16 protein-coding genes and 5 tRNA genes are annotated in these 17,103 nt (G+C 56.2%); 1 reads left to right on the top strand and 20 read right to left on the bottom strand.

What is annotated here, in order from left to right; all coding sequences use genetic code 11:
- Positions 1 to 76 precede the first annotated feature (76 nt).
- The 19 genes from luxS to mltB form a co-directional block, all read right to left on the bottom strand.
- Positions 77 to 592, bottom strand: a complete 516-nt coding sequence (gene luxS, locus NNN71_RS18205; RefSeq protein WP_064543222.1) for an S-ribosylhomocysteine lyase — start codon at positions 590 to 592, stop codon at positions 77 to 79.
- 260 nt (positions 593 to 852) lie between these two features.
- On the bottom strand, positions 853 to 2,397 hold the full coding sequence (gene gshA, locus NNN71_RS18200) for a glutamate--cysteine ligase (RefSeq protein ID WP_163446254.1): 1,545 nt from the start codon (positions 2,395 to 2,397) through the stop codon (positions 853 to 855).
- A gap of 81 nt (positions 2,398 to 2,478) precedes the next feature.
- Entirely contained in the window at positions 2,479 to 2,907 is a 429-nt protein-coding gene (locus tag NNN71_RS18195) for a YqaA family protein (protein ID WP_064543219.1), read from the bottom strand.
- Positions 2,904 to 3,470 carry a fructose-1-phosphate/6-phosphogluconate phosphatase gene (yqaB, locus tag NNN71_RS18190; protein WP_163446255.1) on the bottom strand — a complete coding sequence of 189 codons (567 nt, stop codon included), beginning with the start codon at positions 3,468 to 3,470 and terminating at the stop codon, positions 2,904 to 2,906. Before yqaB ends, NNN71_RS18195 begins: the two co-directional genes overlap by 4 nt.
- A gap of 122 nt (positions 3,471 to 3,592) precedes the next feature.
- Positions 3,593 to 3,907, bottom strand: coding sequence for a BON domain-containing protein (locus NNN71_RS18185; RefSeq protein ID WP_064543215.1), 315 nt, complete (start codon positions 3,905 to 3,907; stop codon positions 3,593 to 3,595).
- A gap of 160 nt (positions 3,908 to 4,067) precedes the next feature.
- Positions 4,068 to 4,144 (bottom strand) — tRNA-Arg (locus NNN71_RS18180).
- Between the two features lie 34 nt (positions 4,145 to 4,178).
- Positions 4,179 to 4,255: transfer RNA gene (locus tag NNN71_RS18175), tRNA-Arg, on the bottom strand.
- Positions 4,256 to 4,315: 60 nt separating this feature from the next.
- Positions 4,316 to 4,392: transfer RNA gene (locus tag NNN71_RS18170), tRNA-Arg, on the bottom strand.
- Positions 4,393 to 4,482: 90 nt separating this feature from the next.
- Positions 4,483 to 4,559: transfer RNA gene (locus tag NNN71_RS18165), tRNA-Arg, on the bottom strand.
- Positions 4,560 to 4,562: 3 nt separating this feature from the next.
- Positions 4,563 to 4,655, bottom strand: a tRNA-Ser gene (locus NNN71_RS18160).
- Between the two features lie 318 nt (positions 4,656 to 4,973).
- Positions 4,974 to 5,159 (bottom strand): carbon storage regulator CsrA, encoded by a 186-nt coding sequence (gene csrA / locus NNN71_RS18155; protein ID WP_007370562.1) that lies wholly within the window; start codon positions 5,157 to 5,159, stop codon positions 4,974 to 4,976.
- Positions 5,160 to 5,401: 242 nt separating this feature from the next.
- Positions 5,402 to 8,029, bottom strand: coding sequence for an alanine--tRNA ligase (alaS, locus tag NNN71_RS18150; protein WP_271459061.1), 2,628 nt, complete (start codon positions 8,027 to 8,029; stop codon positions 5,402 to 5,404).
- Positions 8,030 to 8,282: 253 nt separating this feature from the next.
- Positions 8,283 to 8,783 (bottom strand): recombination regulator RecX, encoded by a 501-nt coding sequence (recX, locus tag NNN71_RS18145; RefSeq protein ID WP_271459060.1) that lies wholly within the window; start codon positions 8,781 to 8,783, stop codon positions 8,283 to 8,285.
- 69 nt (positions 8,784 to 8,852) lie between these two features.
- Entirely contained in the window at positions 8,853 to 9,911 is a 1,059-nt protein-coding gene (recA, locus tag NNN71_RS18140; protein WP_163446259.1) for a recombinase RecA, read from the bottom strand.
- A gap of 80 nt (positions 9,912 to 9,991) precedes the next feature.
- Positions 9,992 to 10,489 carry a nicotinamide-nucleotide amidase gene (gene pncC, locus NNN71_RS18135; RefSeq protein WP_064543208.1) on the bottom strand — a complete coding sequence of 166 codons (498 nt, stop codon included), beginning with the start codon at positions 10,487 to 10,489 and terminating at the stop codon, positions 9,992 to 9,994.
- 138 nt (positions 10,490 to 10,627) lie between these two features.
- A complete protein-coding gene (locus NNN71_RS18130; protein ID WP_271459059.1) occupies positions 10,628 to 11,506 on the bottom strand; it encodes a metal ABC transporter substrate-binding protein in 879 nt (292 codons plus the stop codon).
- A gap of 8 nt (positions 11,507 to 11,514) precedes the next feature.
- Positions 11,515 to 12,378: a metal ABC transporter permease gene (locus NNN71_RS18125; RefSeq protein ID WP_271459058.1), complete on the bottom strand. Its 864-nt coding sequence runs from the start codon at positions 12,376 to 12,378 to the stop codon at positions 11,515 to 11,517.
- Entirely contained in the window at positions 12,375 to 13,085 is a 711-nt protein-coding gene (locus NNN71_RS18120) for a metal ABC transporter ATP-binding protein (RefSeq protein ID WP_223803219.1), read from the bottom strand. Before NNN71_RS18120 ends, NNN71_RS18125 begins: the two co-directional genes overlap by 4 nt.
- 194 nt (positions 13,086 to 13,279) lie before the next feature.
- On the bottom strand, positions 13,280 to 14,350 hold the full coding sequence (mltB, locus tag NNN71_RS18115; protein ID WP_271459057.1) for a lytic murein transglycosylase B: 1,071 nt from the start codon (positions 14,348 to 14,350) through the stop codon (positions 13,280 to 13,282).
- 203 nt (positions 14,351 to 14,553) lie between these two features.
- On the opposite strand from mltB, the gene gutQ reads away from it, so the two are divergent.
- Positions 14,554 to 15,519, top strand: a complete 966-nt coding sequence (gene gutQ, locus NNN71_RS18110) for an arabinose-5-phosphate isomerase GutQ (protein ID WP_163446265.1) — start codon at positions 14,554 to 14,556, stop codon at positions 15,517 to 15,519.
- On the opposite strand, the gene norR is transcribed toward gutQ, so the two are convergent.
- A complete protein-coding gene (gene norR / locus NNN71_RS18105; protein WP_271459056.1) occupies positions 15,516 to 17,033 on the bottom strand; it encodes a nitric oxide reductase transcriptional regulator NorR in 1,518 nt (505 codons plus the stop codon). The genes gutQ and norR overlap by 4 nt on opposite strands.
- Positions 17,034 to 17,103 lie beyond the last annotated feature (70 nt).

Raw genomic sequence — 17,103 nt, 5'->3', positions numbered from 1 at the left:
AAATAATTACAACCCGAGAAATAAAAAACCCCGAGGCTAGCCCCAGGGTTTTATTATCACCACATCCACGTATCAACTAGATGTGCAGTTCCTGCAGTTTCTCTTTCGGCAGCGCCAGTTCATCATTGCTGTTGATGCGCACATCACGTTCAATAATATGGCGCGCAATCTCCTGCGCTTCACTCAGAGAATGCATCTCGTAGGTACCGCACTGGTATACGTTCAGTTCCGGGATCTGGTTTTGATCCTGCACTTTCAGCACGTCGGCCATCGCCGCTTTCCAGGCATCCGCTACGCGCTGCTCGTCCGGTGTACCAATCAGGCTCATGTAGAAGCCGGTACGGCAGCCCATCGGGGAAATGTCGATAATCTCAACGCCATTACCGTTCAGATGATCGCGCATGAAGCCCGCAAACAGGTGCTCAAGAGTGTGGATCCCTCTTTCCGGCATCACTTCTTTGTTCGGTACGCAAAAACGCAGGTCAAAAACCGTGATCGCGTCGCCGTGCGGGGTGTTCATTTTCTTCGCCACGCGAACGGCTGGGGCTTCCATACGGGTATGATCGACTGTGAAGCTATCTAACAACGGCATTTCGTAACCTCCGATATCACCTTCTTGCTCCCGGGCGCTGCATTTTTTTCATTAAGATAAAAACATTTAACTTATTGAATAAACTATGTTTTATGCAGTCCACCACGTTCTGCTTCAGGATAATGTGATTTTTTTAAAAATAAACTGAACTCTTTGTTCCCATGCCAGTCTTACTATATGAAAGACGCGCATTTGTTATCATCATCCCTGATTCAGAGATGTATATTTTGGCCACAGTGATGTGGCCTTTTTCTTTTGTATCAGGCGTGTCTCGCCAGCAGCGCTTCAAACGATTCGTTATCCGCCTCTTCAATCTGACGCTGACGCGCTCTTGAAGCATCCCGCTCCTTCGCAAAATCCTCTTCGCTGAGAATCTCCAGCGGCTCTTCACGCAGCATTGTCCGATACTGTTCCGCCAGGGCCTTGCCGGTTCCGCCAATCCCCTGATCAAGCATAGAACGCAGAATGCGTGCGGAGAAGGTTAACTCCGGATTATCGAAGCTGGCCACCAGTTCATCGCAAACCGTCTGGTAGGCGGTATCGCCATTCATGCTATCCATCGTCTGCGCCACACGTTTCAGATCGTGGAACAGATCTTTGCCCACTTTAGTCAGCGGGAACTGCGCGGTTTCACAGCCAATGCCCAGCGTCAGCCCCGGCTTACGCCCTTCCAGAATCACGCGATTCCAGTTGGTACGGGTACACAGCAGCTCATCGCTGCTCATCTCCGGCGCATCGGCCAATACGCACCAGACCATAAACAGATCGAGGAAGCGAATCTGCTGCTCATCGACGCCAATTGGCGAGAACGGGTTGATGTCCAGAGAGCGCACTTCGATATATTCAATACCGCCACGCAGCAGCGCATCGGACGGCGTTTCGCCGTCGCGGGTCACACGTTTAGGGCGAATCGGCGCATATAGCTCGTTTTCAATCTGCAGAATGTTGCTGTTGATCTGCAGATACTTGCCGTCTTTCTCCAGGCCAATGCGGGCATACTCTTCCGACGGCGTTTTGATCGCGCGCTTCAATCCTGCCACATACTCGTGCAATTCGTTAAACGTAATTCCGAGATTGCTTTGCGATTTATTGGTATAACCCAGATCGCTCAGACGCAGTGAGGTGGCGTACGGCAGGTAGTACATGCCGCATTCGGTTTTCTCAAACGGTAGCGTCGTCGGTTTGCCCTGCAGGAAGGAAGAACAGATCGCCGGCGAAGCGCCGAACAGATACGGAATCACCCAGCCAAAGCGATAATAGTTACGAATCAGGCGGAAATAACCAGCTGAAATCGCTTCTTTATCCTCTGTACCGCACTTCGCCTGCCAGAAAGCCATCGGCAAAGAGAAGTTGTAGTGAACGCCGGAGATGGTCTGCATCAGCGCGCCGTAGCGGTTTTTCAGCCCTTCACGGTACAGCGTTTTCAAGCGGCCAATGTTCGACGTGCCGTATTGTGCCAGCTCAATATCCTGACCCGGCGCGATGTAGCATGGCATGCTCAGCGGCCACATACGCTCGTCGCCGAGCTGACGCGCTGTGTGACGGTGCACATCGCGCAGAAACGTCAGCATATGGTTGATGTCGCCGTCGACCGGAGTAATAAACTCCAGCAGCGCTTCGGCGAAATCGGTAGTGATCCATTTATGGGTCAGCGTGGCGCCCAGCGCCTCCGGATGACCGGTTGTTGCCAGAGAACCATCTGCATTAACGCGTAGGGTTTCGCGCTCAAGACCGCGCTGGATCCCTTCAAGAGCCTGAGGGTGTTTTTCCAGCCAGGACAGCGCCTGTGATACGTCCGGGATCAAATTGACCTCCCGCCTGTCGAATTCATTTTATTAAGCATAATTGTCATCGTGGAGATGAGGACTCTTCCACAAGCCATCCAATTAGTGCCACCACGTCATGCCTTGCAGCGTCAGCGCCGCGACTGCGATATAGCGCAGCGCTTTACCCAGGCATAAAAAAAAGAGTACCGGTCCCCAGGAAATGCGCATCCAGCCTGCGAGCAGGCACAGCAAATCACCGATAACGGGCATCCAGCTCAGCAGCAGCGTGGCCGCGCCATAACGCCGCAACCAGCCCACCGCTTTTTCCTGCCAACGCGATGTTTTGCGTAATGGAAAAAAACGACCAAGAATAACGTTTGTAGCCCCGCCAAGGCTATTACCCATTGTTGCTATTACTACCAGAAGCCAGGGCTTACTTGCGCCCGCTAGCAGCAGGCCAATCAGCACGGCTTCGGAGTTGCCTGGCAGCAGCGTTGCGCTGAGAAAGCTGCTCGCAAACAGCGATCCCAACGCCAGAAGTTCATTCACAGCAGTCGAACGTCGACAGCATCCATTCCCGCAGCGGCGGCTGCCTGAAGGCCAAAATCGGCGTCTTCAAACACCACGCAGCGTTCCGCCGCCACGCCCATACGCTCCGCGCACAGTAAGAAGGTGTCCGGTGCGGGTTTATGCAGTTTAACGTGATCGGCGGCGACAACGGCCGCAAAATAGTGGCGCAGGCCCAGATGAGCGAGCAGCGCCTCGGCCACCGCGCTTTCGCTGCCGGTGCCGACGGCCATCGGTCGACGGCCATGCCATTCTTTCACGACGTCAATCAGCGGCAGCGGCGTAACCGAGTCCAGCAGCATTGATTTCACCGCATCGGTTTTTTCACGCGCCAGAAGATGGGGATCCAGATCGGCCTGATGACTTTCAATGATCGCCTGCGCAATACGCCAGGTGGGCGAACCGTTAAGCGCCACCATTGCCTGTTCATCGAAACGCATACCGTAGCGACCCAAAACCTCACGCCACGCCTTACGGTGCGTCGGTTCCGTATCAAGGATGGTGCCATCCATATCAAAAATCAATCCAGCGTAGCGTTCGTACATCGTCTTCTCACCCATCGGATAATGTGACGTTACTTTATCGTAAATGGGGATGATTGTCGCTGTTAGCCGCAGAGACAACAAAGGCGCCTTTCAGCGCCTTATCATGATTCGCATGCCACGGATTATTTTATTTGCATATCGTTTTCAACGACGCGCACGCCCTGCACCTTACGGGTTACCTCGACGGCACGCTTAGCATCAGCGGACGACGACACAAAGCCGCTCAGTTGCACGCGGCCTTTAAAGGTCTGCACATTAATCTCGCTGGACTTGATATCTTTGTCGCTAAACAGCGCCGTTTTCACTTTGGTGGTAATGACGGTATCGTCAATGTAGCCACCGGTGCTCTCCTTCGTTGACGAGCCAGCACAGCCGGACAGCGAGATAGCCATCAGAAGCGCAGCGCAAAACGCAGACGTTGCTTTGAACCATTTCATGGATTTCTCTCCTTGCAGTCATGTCACCAGAATAAGGGTGTATTCAAGGATAAATTATAGAGGAAAGAATGAGTTGCCAATGGGAAAAGTGTGAAGAAGATTTTTTAGTTAAAAAGACTAATTCGAGGAAAATAAAAAAAGGTAGGCGACTTCGATGAGATGGTGCATCCGGGAGGATTCGAACCTCCGACCGCTCGGTTCGTAGCCGAGTACTCTATCCAGCTGAGCTACGGATGCATCGGAAAAGCTAAGTATCGTGCAAAACAAAGAATGGTGCATCCGGGAGGATTCGAACCTCCGACCGCTCGGTTCGTAGCCGAGTACTCTATCCAGCTGAGCTACGGATGCATCGGGAAACCTGCTTTACTGCCGATATTGATACCATGAGAAATGATATCAAGTAAGAGATGGTGCATCCGGGAGGATTCGAACCTCCGACCGCTCGGTTCGTAGCCGAGTACTCTATCCAGCTGAGCTACGGATGCATCGGGAAACTTACTTTACTGCAGATTTGATATCGCCGCTAAAGCGCTATCATTTTCTGTAACAACGCTAATGCGCTATTGCAGAGAAGATGGTGCATCCGGGAGGATTCGAACCTCCGACCGCTCGGTTCGTAGCCGAGTACTCTATCCAGCTGAGCTACGGATGCAAATGGCGGTGAGGCGGGGATTCGAACCCCGGATGCAGCTTTTGACCGCATACTCCCTTAGCAGGGGAGCGCCTTCAGCCTCTCGGCCACCTCACCAACAACACCTCTTGCGAGTGCTTCGAAGAACTTGTTTCTGCTCATCGTCGCTGTGTGGCGCACATATTACTTTCTGGGACTTATAAGTCAAACAATTTTCCGCAGATTTTTTTCGTTTGCACATTTCACAGACAATCAGGTGTTAAAAAAAGCAGAACGGATGTTTTATCAACAGATAAAACGCGATGAAGGCCGCAAAACGGTAACCAGGGAAAATGACATCAAAGAGATAAGCAGAAGAAAAAATGGTTAATACAGAGGATAAAACGAGACAAGGGGTGGGATTTGCGTCTCACCCACTGGGTGAGACGCGAGAACTTAGTAATTGGACTGCTGGGATTTTTCAGCCTGGATACGCTGGTAGATCTCTTCACGGTGAACAGAGACTTCTTTCGGGGCATTTACGCCGATGCGCACCTGGTTACCCTTCACCCCTAAAACTGTCACAGTGACCTCATCTCCAATCATGAGGGTCTCACCAACTCGACGAGTCAGAATCAGCATTCTTTGCTCCTTGAAAGATTAAAAGAGTCGGGTCTCTCTGTATCCCGGCATTTTCCATCATATAACGCCAAAAGGTCAGCGATGACAAACACCTTCACGTGTAAGCAGTCACGGCATCACATTCTGTTAAATGTAAGTCTAGCCGATCTACATGACTTCAACCTGACTTTATCGTTATCAGTACCGCATATGCAAGACGCCGTAACAGATAACGTTAAGGCGTCTGCGTGCGTTTATTGTTATTACAGTTTAGCGCTTACCCAGCCTTTCACGCTGGCCAGTGCAGCAGGGAGTGCAGACGCGTCGGTACCGCCAGCTTGCGCCATATCCGGACGACCGCCCCCTTTGCCGCCCACCTGCTGAGCGACCATACCAATCAGCTCCCCTGCTTTCACACGGTCTGTTACATCCTTAGACACACCGGCAATCAGAGAAACCTTACCTTCCGCTACCGTCGCCAGCACGATAATCGCAGAACCCAACTGGTTCTTCAGATCGTCGACCATGGTACGCAGCATTTTCGGCTCAACGCCAGCGAGCTCGCTCACCAGCAGGTTAACGCCGTTAATCGTCTCAGCTTTGTTGGAAAGATTCGCGCTTTCCTGTGCTGCCGCCTGCTCTTTCAGCTGCTGAAGCTCTTTTTCCAACTGGCGGGTACGCTCGATAACGGTACGAACCTTCTCCGTCAGGTTGTGGCTATCGCCTTTCAGCAGTTGGGCGATGTCGCTTAAGCGATCGCTTTCCGCATGCACAGAGGCAATGGCACCTTCACCGGTTACGGCTTCAATACGACGTACACCTGCCGCAGTACCCGATTCGGACACAATGCGGAACAGACCAATATCACCCGTACGGGAAGCGTGAGTACCACCGCACAGCTCGGTTGAGAAGTCGCCCATGCTCAGTACGCGCACGTGGTCGTCATATTTCTCACCAAACAGCGCCATCGCACCCTTCGCTTTCGCCGCTTCCAGATCCATGATGTTGGTTTCAACAGGCAGGTTGCGACGAATCTGGGCGTTGACCAGATCTTCAACAGCACGAATCTCTTCCGGCTTCATCGCTTCGAAGTGAGAGAAGTCGAAACGCAGCACTTTATCGTTAACCAGAGAGCCTTTCTGCGCAACGTGAGTGCCCAGAACCTGGCGCAGCGCCGCGTGCATCAAGTGCGTTGCGGAGTGGTTCAGACGGATGCGAGCGCGACGCGCTTCATCGACATCAGCCTGCACGCCATCACCCACTTTCAGCGCGCCGGTTGCCAGCTTACCGAGGTGGCCGATAGCCTGACCATATTTTTGAGTATCGCTGACCGCAAAGCTAAAGCCCGCGCCTTTCAGCTCACCTTTATCGCCAACCTGGCCGCCGGACTCCGCGTAGAACGGCGTCTGGTCCAGAACGACAACGGCCTCCTGGCCCGCAGCGATAGACTCTACTGCTTTACCATCAACAAACAGCGCGGTGACTTTACCGTTCAGTTCCAGATGGTCGTAGCCTTTAAATTCGGACGCACCGTCAACACGGATCATTGCGTTATAGTCCGCGCCAAAACCGCTGGACTCACGCGCGCGACGGCGCTGTTCTTCCATCGCCGCTTCGAAGCCCGCTTCGTCAACTTTGATGTTGCGCTCACGGCAAACGTCTGCCGTCAGGTCAACCGGGAAGCCGTAGGTGTCGTACAGACGGAAAGCGGTTTCGCCGTCCAGCGTATCGCCGGTCAGTTTTGCCAGCTCTTCATCGAGCAGCGCCAGACCGCGCTCCAGGGTACGAGCAAACTGCTCTTCTTCGGTTTTCAGAACCTGCTCAACCTGCGCCTGCTGACGTTTCAGCTCTTCGCCTGCGGCACCCATCACCTCTACCAGCGGGCCAACCAGCTTGTAGAAGAAGGTGTCTTTCGCGCCCAGCATATTGCCGTGGCGGATTGCGCGACGAATGATACGACGCAGCACGTAGCCGCGGCTTTCGTTAGACGGCATCACGCCGTCGGCGATCAGGAAAGCACAGGAACGAATATGGTCCGCGATAACGCGCAGCGATTTGTTGCTCAGATCGGTTGCGCCAGTCACTTTCGCGACGGCGTCAATCAGCTTACGGAACAGATCGATTTCGTAGTTGGAGTTAACATGCTGCAGGACAGCGGTGATACGCTCCAGGCCCATACCGGTATCCACGGACGGCTTCGGCAGCGGTTCCATGGTGCCGTCAGCCTGACGGTTGAACTGCATGAAGACGATGTTCCAGATCTCAATGTAACGGTCGCCGTCTTCTTCCGGAGATCCCGGAGGCCCGCCCCAGATGTGGTCGCCGTGATCGTAGAAGATCTCGGTGCACGGGCCGCAAGGACCGGTGTCACCCATCTGCCAGAAGTTATCGGATGCGTACGGCGCGCCTTTGTTGTCGCCGATACGGATAATGCGCTCACGCGGGATACCGACTTCTTTTTCCCAGATTTCGTATGCTTCATTATCGGTTTCATACACGGTGACCCACAGACGCTCTTTCGGCAGGGCGAACCAGTTTTCACCGGTCAGCAGTTCCCATGCGTACTGGATAGCGTCGTGTTTGAAGTAGTCGCCGAAGCTGAAGTTACCCAGCATTTCGAAGAAGGTATGGTGACGCGCGGTGTAGCCGACGTTTTCCAGGTCGTTGTGTTTACCGCCCGCACGCACGCAACGCTGCGCGGTGGTCGCGCGAGAATAATTACGTTTGTCGAGACCGAGGAACACGTCCTTGAACTGGTTCATCCCGGCGTTGGTAAACAACAGAGTGGGGTCGTTATTCGGTACCAGGGAGCTGCTGGCAACTACCTGGTGGCCTTTACTATGGAAAAAGTCGAGAAACGCCTGACGGATCTCAGCGGTGCTCTTGCTCATAATTATCCTGAAATCAAGCTACACTTCATCCTTCAAACCGCCTCTGCGTTGGCTGTGCTCGTTCACCCCAGTCACCTACTGATGCACGCTCAGGGGGTTCACTCACTTGCCGCCTTGGTGCGGCTTGAATGATTTTGTGTATTTAAGGAATATTCGTCGTAGACGCTAATCGCGATAAAACGACCTGCGCCCGGACGGAAAAAGTGGGAATAAGATAAGTTTTCTTTAGTGGGAAGTAAAATCCCGAGTGGGGTCAATCAGCAAAATTTCGCCATATTTCCTGGATATCTTCCATCAGGTAGCCGCGGTAAAGCAAAAAACGTTGAATTTTGACCTTCTCAGCGAAGACGGTTGGCAGCGGTTCGCCATATTTTCGCAGGGCCTGTTCGCGCGCCTGCGCGGCCCAGTCGATTTCGCATTCACGCATCGCCTGTTCAATCACCTCACGGGCAATTCCCTTCTGACCCAGCTCCTGACGAATGCGTGCGGGCCCATAACCTTTGCGGCTGCGCCCGGCCATAAACTGCTGCACGAAGCGGCTATCATCGAGATAGCGGTTTTCAAAGCACCATGCCACCACCTTTTCAACATCTTCGGGCGGCGCATCGATAGGCTCCGGACCATTTTTCCCCATCACCGGGGCGGTAAGCTTGCGCCGCAGCTCCTGTTCGCTGTGGTCGCGCATCGCCAGAATACGGATAGCGCGATCCAGCAGGCGAGCGTAGGAGGAACGGCGCGGTGAGTTTTCGGTCATCGTTATCCTGCCATCGTGATAAATGCAAAAGGGCTGCATAAGCAGCCCTTAGTGTCGATTCCGAGGTTATCAGAAGTCTTCGTTGGTTTCTTCAACGCTGTTGTTATCAACAACGAAGTCAGGTTTGTCGTCCTGGTTATTTAGCAGCAGTTCACGAACTTTCTTCTCAATTTCTTTTGCCGCCGCCGGGTTCTCTTTCAGCCAGGAGATAGCGTTCGCTTTACCCTGACCAATTTTGTCGCCGTTGTAGCTGTACCAGGCGCCCGCTTTCTCAATCAGCTTCTCTTTCACGCCCAGATCGACCAGCTCGCCAAAGAAGTTGATGCCTTCACCGTAGAGGATCTGGAATTCAGCCTGTTTGAACGGCGCCGCGATTTTGTTTTTCACGACCTTCACGCGGGTTTCGCTGCCGACGACATTATCGCCTTCTTTCACCGCGCCGATACGACGGATATCCAGACGAACGGAGGCGTAGAATTTCAGCGCGTTACCGCCGGTGGTGGTTTCCGGGTTACCGAACATCACGCCAATTTTCATACGGATCTGGTTGATGAAGATCAGCAGCGTATTGGACTGCTTCAGGTTACCCGCCAGCTTACGCATCGCCTGACTCATCATACGCGCCGCCAGGCCCATGTGAGAGTCGCCGATTTCACCTTCAATTTCCGCTTTCGGCGTCAGCGCCGCTACGGAGTCGACCACGATAACGTCTACCGCGCCGGAACGCGCCAGCGCGTCACAGATTTCCAGCGCCTGCTCACCGGTGTCCGGCTGGGAGCACAGCAGGTTGTCGATATCGACGCCCAGCTTACGCGCATACACTGGATCCAGCGCGTGTTCCGCATCGATGAACGCACAGGTTTTACCTTCGCGCTGCGCCGCGGCGATTACCTGCAGCGTCAGCGTCGTTTTACCGGAGGATTCTGGCCCGTAGATTTCGACAATACGGCCCATTGGCAGGCCGCCGGCGCCCAGCGCGATATCCAGGGACAGCGAACCGGTAGAAATGGTTTCCACATCCATGGTGCGATCTTCACCCAGACGCATGATGGAGCCTTTACCGAATTGCTTTTCGATCTGGCCCAGCGCTGCCGCCAACGCTTTCTGTTTGTTTTCGTCGATAGCCATTATTACTCCTGTCATACCGGGTGTTACCGGATAGTGAATTCTGTTCTGTTGAGGCAATTATACTGTATGGTCATACAGTATCAAGTATTTTGTAGAAATTGTTGCCAGAGGAGTTTTAGCGCGTAAGCCGTCGCCTGACGACGCACCGATTCACGGTCGCCAGAGAAGCATTCGCGCTGGGTCACGCCTTGTCCATTAGCACTGGCGACACCAAACCAGACGGTACCGACCGGCTTTTCCGCACTGCCGCCGTCCGGCCCGGCGATACCGCTGACCGAGACCGCGAAGTCGGCGCGCGCCGCGCGCAGTGCGCCAATCGCCATTTCGACCACGACCGGTTCGCTGACCGCGCCGTGCTGCTCCAGCGTCACTTCACGTACGCCGATCATCTGCGATTTCGCTTCATTGCTGTAGGTGACAAAACCGCGCTCAAACCACGCGGAGCTGCCCGCCACGTCGGTGATAGTTTTCGCAATCCAGCCGCCAGTGCAGGACTCTGCGGTGGTCATGGTCGCGCCGCGCGCCTTCAGCGCCAGGCCTACCTGCTCGCTTAGCTGCAGTAATTCTGAATCTGTCATTGTCGCTCCGCTTAAGCCCGATAAAGAGGCCATCAAAGATAGCACTTTCAACAGAGATGTGGGGACGGGATGACGATTTTACGAGGGGGCTTCAGAAAATGTATCGCCCCGGCTAAACCGGGGCAAAAAGAGCAAGACTCAGCGCATGCTATCCGCAATCAGCTTCACGTTATGACGCAGCATCTTCACGTAGCTGTCCGCCACGCCGCCGGGCGCAGACAACGCTTCGGGGTACAGTTCGCCGCCCGGCTGTGAACCGGTGGCAGTAGCAATCTGCTTCACCAAACGCGGGTCGAGCTGATTTTCCATAAACCAGGTGTGCACGCCGTCAGCTTTAATCTGCTTAATCAGCGCTGCCACCTGCGCCGCGCTGGCTTCGCTTTCCGACGACAGCCCCTGCGGAGCCAGGAAAATTACACCGTAAGCGCGGGAGAAGTAGCCAAAAGCATCGTGGCTGGTCAGGACCTTACGCTTCGCTTGCGCAATACCGTCGAACTGACTTTTCGCCCAATGATGAATATCGTTTAACTGGGCGATATAGCGTTCACCCGAAGCCTTCAGCGCTGCGCTATCCTCCGGGTCGGCTTTTATCAGCCCGTTCATGATATTTTTCGCATACAGCGCACCGTTGGCTGCGCTGTTCCAGGCATGCGGATCGGTCACGGTTTTCCCGTCCTCATCCAGCGTATGCGTCTTCACGCCGGTAGAGGCCACCACCAGCTCGCCTTTGAAACCAGAAGCTTTAATCAGCCTGTCGATCCACCCTTCCAGCCCCAGCCCGTTAACCACCACCACGTCCGCCTTGCTGAGCAGCGCGCTGTCCTTCGGCGACGGCTCGAAGGTATGCGGGTCGCCGTCCGGGCCGACCAGCGTGTCGACATGCACGTGCTCACCGCCCACCTGCTGCACCATATCGCCCAGCACCGAGAAGCTGCTGACCACATTCAGCGTTTTCGCCATCGCCCCTTGCGCCGAGAGCCCCAATGCCAGCGCCAGAATCACCCCAATACGTTTCATGTTTTCCCCTATCTTGTGAGTTTTTGCCAGCTGACGGTCAGCCGGCTTCGCTTGCCAAAAAACACCGAGACCAAAAAGACGCCGCTGGCGGTCAAAACGATCGAAGGACCGGCGGGTAAATTGGCGGCCCACGACAGGCTCAACCCCATCCACGCGCAGACGCTGCCCAACAACGCCGCCAGCAGTAAAATTCCCGGCAGGGTCCTCGCCCAGCAACGTGCCGCCACGGCGGGCAGCATCATGACCCCCACCGCCATCAACGTGCCGAGCACCTGAAAACCCGCCACCAGGTTAAGCACCAGTAAGGCCAGAAACAGGCCGTGCAGCAGAACCGGCAGCCAGCGCGCGTTGACCTGTAGCCAGGCGCTGTCGAAGGCTTCACTCACCAGCCCGCGATAAAACAGCGCGATGCAGATGAGCGTCAGGCTGGCAACGCCCGCCACAAACAGCGCCGCGTCGTTATCAACGGCCAGAATGGAGCCAAACAGCAGATGCAGCAGATCGACGTTTGAGCCACGCAGCGACACCAGCGTGACGCCCAGCGCCAGCGAGCCAAGATAGAATCCGGCGAAGCTGGCATCCTCCTTCAGCGGCGTGCGCCGGCTCACCCACCCCGCCACCAGCGCCACCGCAATCCCGGCGATAAAGCCGCCGACGGTCATTGCCAGCAGCGACATGCCGTTGACCAGATAACCCACCGCCACACCGGGGAGAATGGCGTGCGATAATGCGTCGCCCATTAAGCTCATACGCCGCAGCAACAGAAATACGCCGAGAATTGTGGTGCTCAGCGACAGCGCCAGGCACACCACCAGCGCGCGGCGCATAAAGCCAAACTCAATAAACGGTTGAAAAAAGGTATGCCAGATCATGCGTGCCTCACGGAGCGAAACGCGGGCAGCACCTCATGAGTTGGCCCCCAGCAGGCATTTTGCGGCGCCAACAGCAGCGTTTCCGGGAAATAGTCCGCGACCCGCTGGTTATCGTGCAACACCGCCAGCACGGTCTGCCCCTGCTGATGCATCTCCTGAATCACCCCCATCAGATCATGGGTCGTGTTCTCGTCAATGCCGGTAAAGGGTTCGTCGAGCATCACCAGCGGCGCGCGCTGAACCAGCACACGGGCGAACAACATGCGTTGAAACTGGCCGCCGGAGAGTGCTTCGATCGGCGTTTTCGCCATCTCAGTCAGCCCCACACGCGCTAGTGCGGCCTGGATGCGCCGCCGCACGTCGTTACGCAGGCCGCGCAGCAGCGAAATACGCGGCCACGCCCCCTGACTCACAACATCGAGCACCGTCAGCGGAAACTGCGACTCCAGCGCGTGACGCTGCGCCAGCCAGCCAATCGTCGGGCGCGTCGGCGACCAGCGCACCACGCCGCTCACTGGCGGAATAAATCCGGCCAATGTTTTTAGTAGGGTGGATTTACCGCAGCCGTTCAGACCGACGATGGCCGTCATGCTACCTTTGTGAATCACGCCGCTCAGCGCAGGCGTGATCGCCGCGCCTTCATATCCTGCGACCAGGTTGTCCAGTTCAATCATGGCAGCGTGACCGCCCACCAGACCGCCAGCCAAAGCGCGGCTAGCAGCGCGCAGGCCAACAACAGACGCGTCGCGCTGGACGCCATAAAAACAGGAGTCAACATCTTTGCCTCATCACATTATGTTATAACATAACAATACGAGATGAGATCTAAGATGTAAACGGCGAGAAATGATGCAAAATGTAACAAGCCCCTCCCCGGACGGAGAGGGGCAAGAAAGGAAAATTACTGACCGCGGGCCTGAGACACCGCCAGCCCCAGTTGCCAGACGGCCATCGCGTAGTGGGTGCTGTGGTTGTAACGGGTGATGGTGTAGAAGTTCGGCAGACCGTACCAGTACTGGTAACCGGTGCCAATATCCAGGCGCAGCAGGCTGGCCTGCTGATGGTTACCCAGCGGCTGCATCGGGGTTAAGCCCGCCGCCGCCAGCTGCGACACGCTGTACTTGGTCTTGAAGCCGTTTTCCAGCCCCGGTGCCTGCCCCATCGCCTGCACCGCTACCGTGTCGCCCGTCACCCAGCCATGCTGTTTGAAGTAGTTCGCCACGCTACCGATGGCATCTTCCGGATCCCACAGGTTGATGTGACCATCGCCGTTAAAGTCCACCGCGTACTGACGATAAGACGATGGCATGAACTGCCCATAGCCCATCGCGCCGGCGAACGAGCCTTTCAGATCCAACGGATCGTCTTTTTCATCACGCGCCATCAACAGGAAGGTTTCCAGTTCGCCGGAGAAGTATTCGGCGCGGCGCGGATAGTTGAAGGAGAGCGTTGCCAGCGCGTCAAGAATGCGGGTTTTCCCCATCACGCGGCCCCAGCGGGTTTCAACACCGATAATCCCCACGATGATTTCCGGCGGTACGCCGTAAACCTGCTGCGCGCGCTGTAGCGCCCCCTGATACTGGTTCCAGAAAGCCACGCCGTTCTGCACGTTATCCGGGGTAATAAATTGTTTGCGATAGCGCAGCCACGCGCCGTTCGGGCCGGTTGGCGGCAGGCCGGTCGGGGCCTGTCTGTCCATCAGGCGCAGCACGTAGTCCAGACGCTTGGCCTGGGAGAGAATTTCGTGCAGTTGCTGACGGTCAAATCCGTGCTTGCTCACCATCTTGTCGATGAACTGTTCTGCCGCCGGGTTATTGGCAAAATCACCGGTCGGGATCAACGCATTATGCTGGGGTTCAAGAAGAAAACCGCCGGAGGTGGTTGCCGGCGGTTCAGCCGTTTTCGGCTTACTGCTACAGGCAGCGAGCAGGACACACAGGGGGAGTAAAGCCAGAACGCGACGCTTCAACATGGGACTTCCGTTTAACAATATCAGCAAGAGTTAAATATGGTAAAGCATCCGCCTCGCTGCAAGGAAGCGCCTTCTGGTCCGGCGGGAAAAAAAATCTCCGACTCCGAACAATCATGATGCAATCGATGATCTCAATGGGCGTAATGTTTTATCATCGCCGCGCAAAACTGGACCGTGTGACGCGCTAATTATCGGAGAAAGTCATGAGTGATTTTTTGTTAGACGCCGGGCGTAAGGCCCTGTTACTGGAATTACAGGAAGCCAGCCGCCTCCCCGACCGTCTTGACGAGACCTTTGTGCAGGCCGCAAAAGCCATTCTCGACTGCAAAGGCAAACTGATCGTATCCGGAATGGGCAAGTCCGGTCATATCGGCAAAAAGCTGGCCGCCACCTTTGCCAGTACCGGCACCCCCGCCTTCTTTGTCCACCCGGCAGAAGCGCTGCACGGCGACCTGGGCATGGTTGAAAGCCGCGACGTGATGCTGTTTATCTCTTATTCCGGCAGCGCCAAAGAGCTGGATTACCTCATCCCTCGTCTGCAGGAGAAATCGGTCGTGCTGCTGGCGATGACCGGCAAAGCGAATTCGCCGCTGGCGCTGGCAGCCGACGCGGTGCTGGATATCTCCGTTGAACGCGAAGCCTGCCCGATGCACCTGGCCCCCACCTCCAGCACCGTCAACACGCTGATGATGGGCGACGCGCTGGCCATCGCCGTAATGCAGGCGCGTGGCTTTAATGAGGAAGATTTTGCCCGTTCGCATCCGGCCGGGGCGCTCGGTGCGCGTCTGCTCAACCGCGTGCATCACCTGATGCGTAAAGAGGCCGATATTCCGCAGGTCAACGTGCACGCCAGCGTCATGGACGCCATGCTGGAACTGAGCCGCACCGGGATGGGGATGGTGGCGGTTTGTGACGATGTGCTGCAGGTGCATGGCGTGTTTACCGACGGCGACCTGCGCCGCTGGCTGGTGAGCGGCGGCTCGCTTGCCGACAGCGTCAACGAAGCAATGACCAAAGGCGGCGTGACGATTCACGACAAAGCGCGCGCCGTCGACGCCAAAGAGAAGCTGATGAAGCTGAAAATCAGCGCCGCGCCGGTGGTAGATGAAAATCACCGTCTGGTCGGCGCGATTAACCTGCAAAACTTCTACCAGGCCGGGATTCTCTAATCCTTGAGGCCCAGACGTTTCGCCAGCCGATGCAGGTTGGCGACGTCTGTTTCCAGCGCTCGCGCGCTCGCCGCCCAGTTGTGCTGGTTCGCATCCAGCGCCTGGCGAATCATCCGCCGCTGAAAATCTTCCGTCGCGTCGCGTAAATTATGCACCGCCGCCGCTACTGGCCGCTCCTCTACTGCCGCCGCTGGCGCCCCTTCCTGAAAGGCAAAATGCTGCGCTTCCAGCACCACTTCTCCGCTGCTGCGGGTCGCCCGCGCCAGCACCACCGCGCGGTGAACCGCATGTTCCAGCTCACGCACATTGCCTGGCCAGCCGTAGCTTTGCAGGTGCGCGCGTGCGCCGCTGCTCAGCACCACGCGGGACAGGCCTAATCGCAGCCGACACTGCTCGCAAAAATAGCCCGCCAGCAGCACCACGTCATCACCCCGCTCGCGCAGCGGTGGCACCGAGAGCGGGAACACGCTCAGACGATGGAACAGGTCGGCGCGGAAGTTGCCCGCCAGCACCTCTTCGCGCAGGTCGCGGTTGGTCGCTGCCAGCACGCGTACGTCGACCCGCAGGCTGCGATCGTCGCCGACGCGCTGAATATCGCCGTATTGCAGCACGCGCAGCAGCTTGGCCTGAAGCGCCAGCGACAGTTCGCCAATTTCATCTAAAAACAGCGTGCCGTTATCGGCCATCTCAAACTTGCCGCTGCGGTTACTGATGGCCCCGGTAAACGCCCCCTTCACGTGGCCGAACAGCTCGCTTTCGGCCACGCTTTCCGGCAGCGCGGCGCAGTTCAGGTAAACCAACGGGCTCACCGCGCGCGGCGAGCCTTCATGAATCGCCTTCGCCACCAGCTCTTTACCGGTGCCGGTTTCGCCGCTGATCAGTACGTTGAGATCGGAGGCCGCGACGATTTCAATCTCTTTTTTTAGCTGCATCATGCCCGGCGACAGGCCAATCATCTGCGTCTCTTTAACCTGCTCGAAGTCGCTTGCCGAGCCGGGCAGCATATTCTGGCTTTCAAGCTGTTCAATCAGCAGCGCATTGCTGAGCGCCCCCGCCGCCAGCGCGGCAATCAGCCGCAGCTCTTCATCGCTGAAGACGTCGAACTGATCCGGCGACATGCCGTCGAGGGTTAATGCGCCAATCAGGTTTTGCCCGGCAAACAGCGGCAACCCGATGCAGGCGTGCACTTTCAGGCTCTCCTGGCCGGGGATCAGGCCATCGTAGGGATCCGGCAAATCGCTGTCAGCGGGGAAGCGCACCACGTCGCCCGCACGGGCGATAGCCTCCAGCCGCGGGTGCCCTTCCAGCGTAAAACGGCGGCCCAGCACGTCCTTCGCCAGGCCGTCGATCGCCAGCGGAATAAACTGCCGCGCCTCGTAGCGCAGCAACGCCGAAGCATCGCACTCCAGCACCTGACGCAGCGTGGTAATCAGCCGCTGGAAGCGGTCCTGATGGCCGACGCCGCGCTGGAGTTCAATGGCGATGCCCGCCAGTACGTCAACAGAAAAGCCCATGGCAACCTCAAATAGTCATTTCGACAATGCATAATGTCATATTGACAATTTTATGCATAGTCATTTTGAC

Source organism: Kluyvera sp. Awk 3, from assembly GCF_028069715.1.
In the GTDB taxonomy this organism is placed as follows: domain Bacteria; phylum Pseudomonadota; class Gammaproteobacteria; order Enterobacterales; family Enterobacteriaceae; genus Kluyvera; species Kluyvera georgiana_A.
Note: the sequence above shows the minus strand (reverse complement) of the source record. Positions and strands in the feature narration are given on the sequence as shown.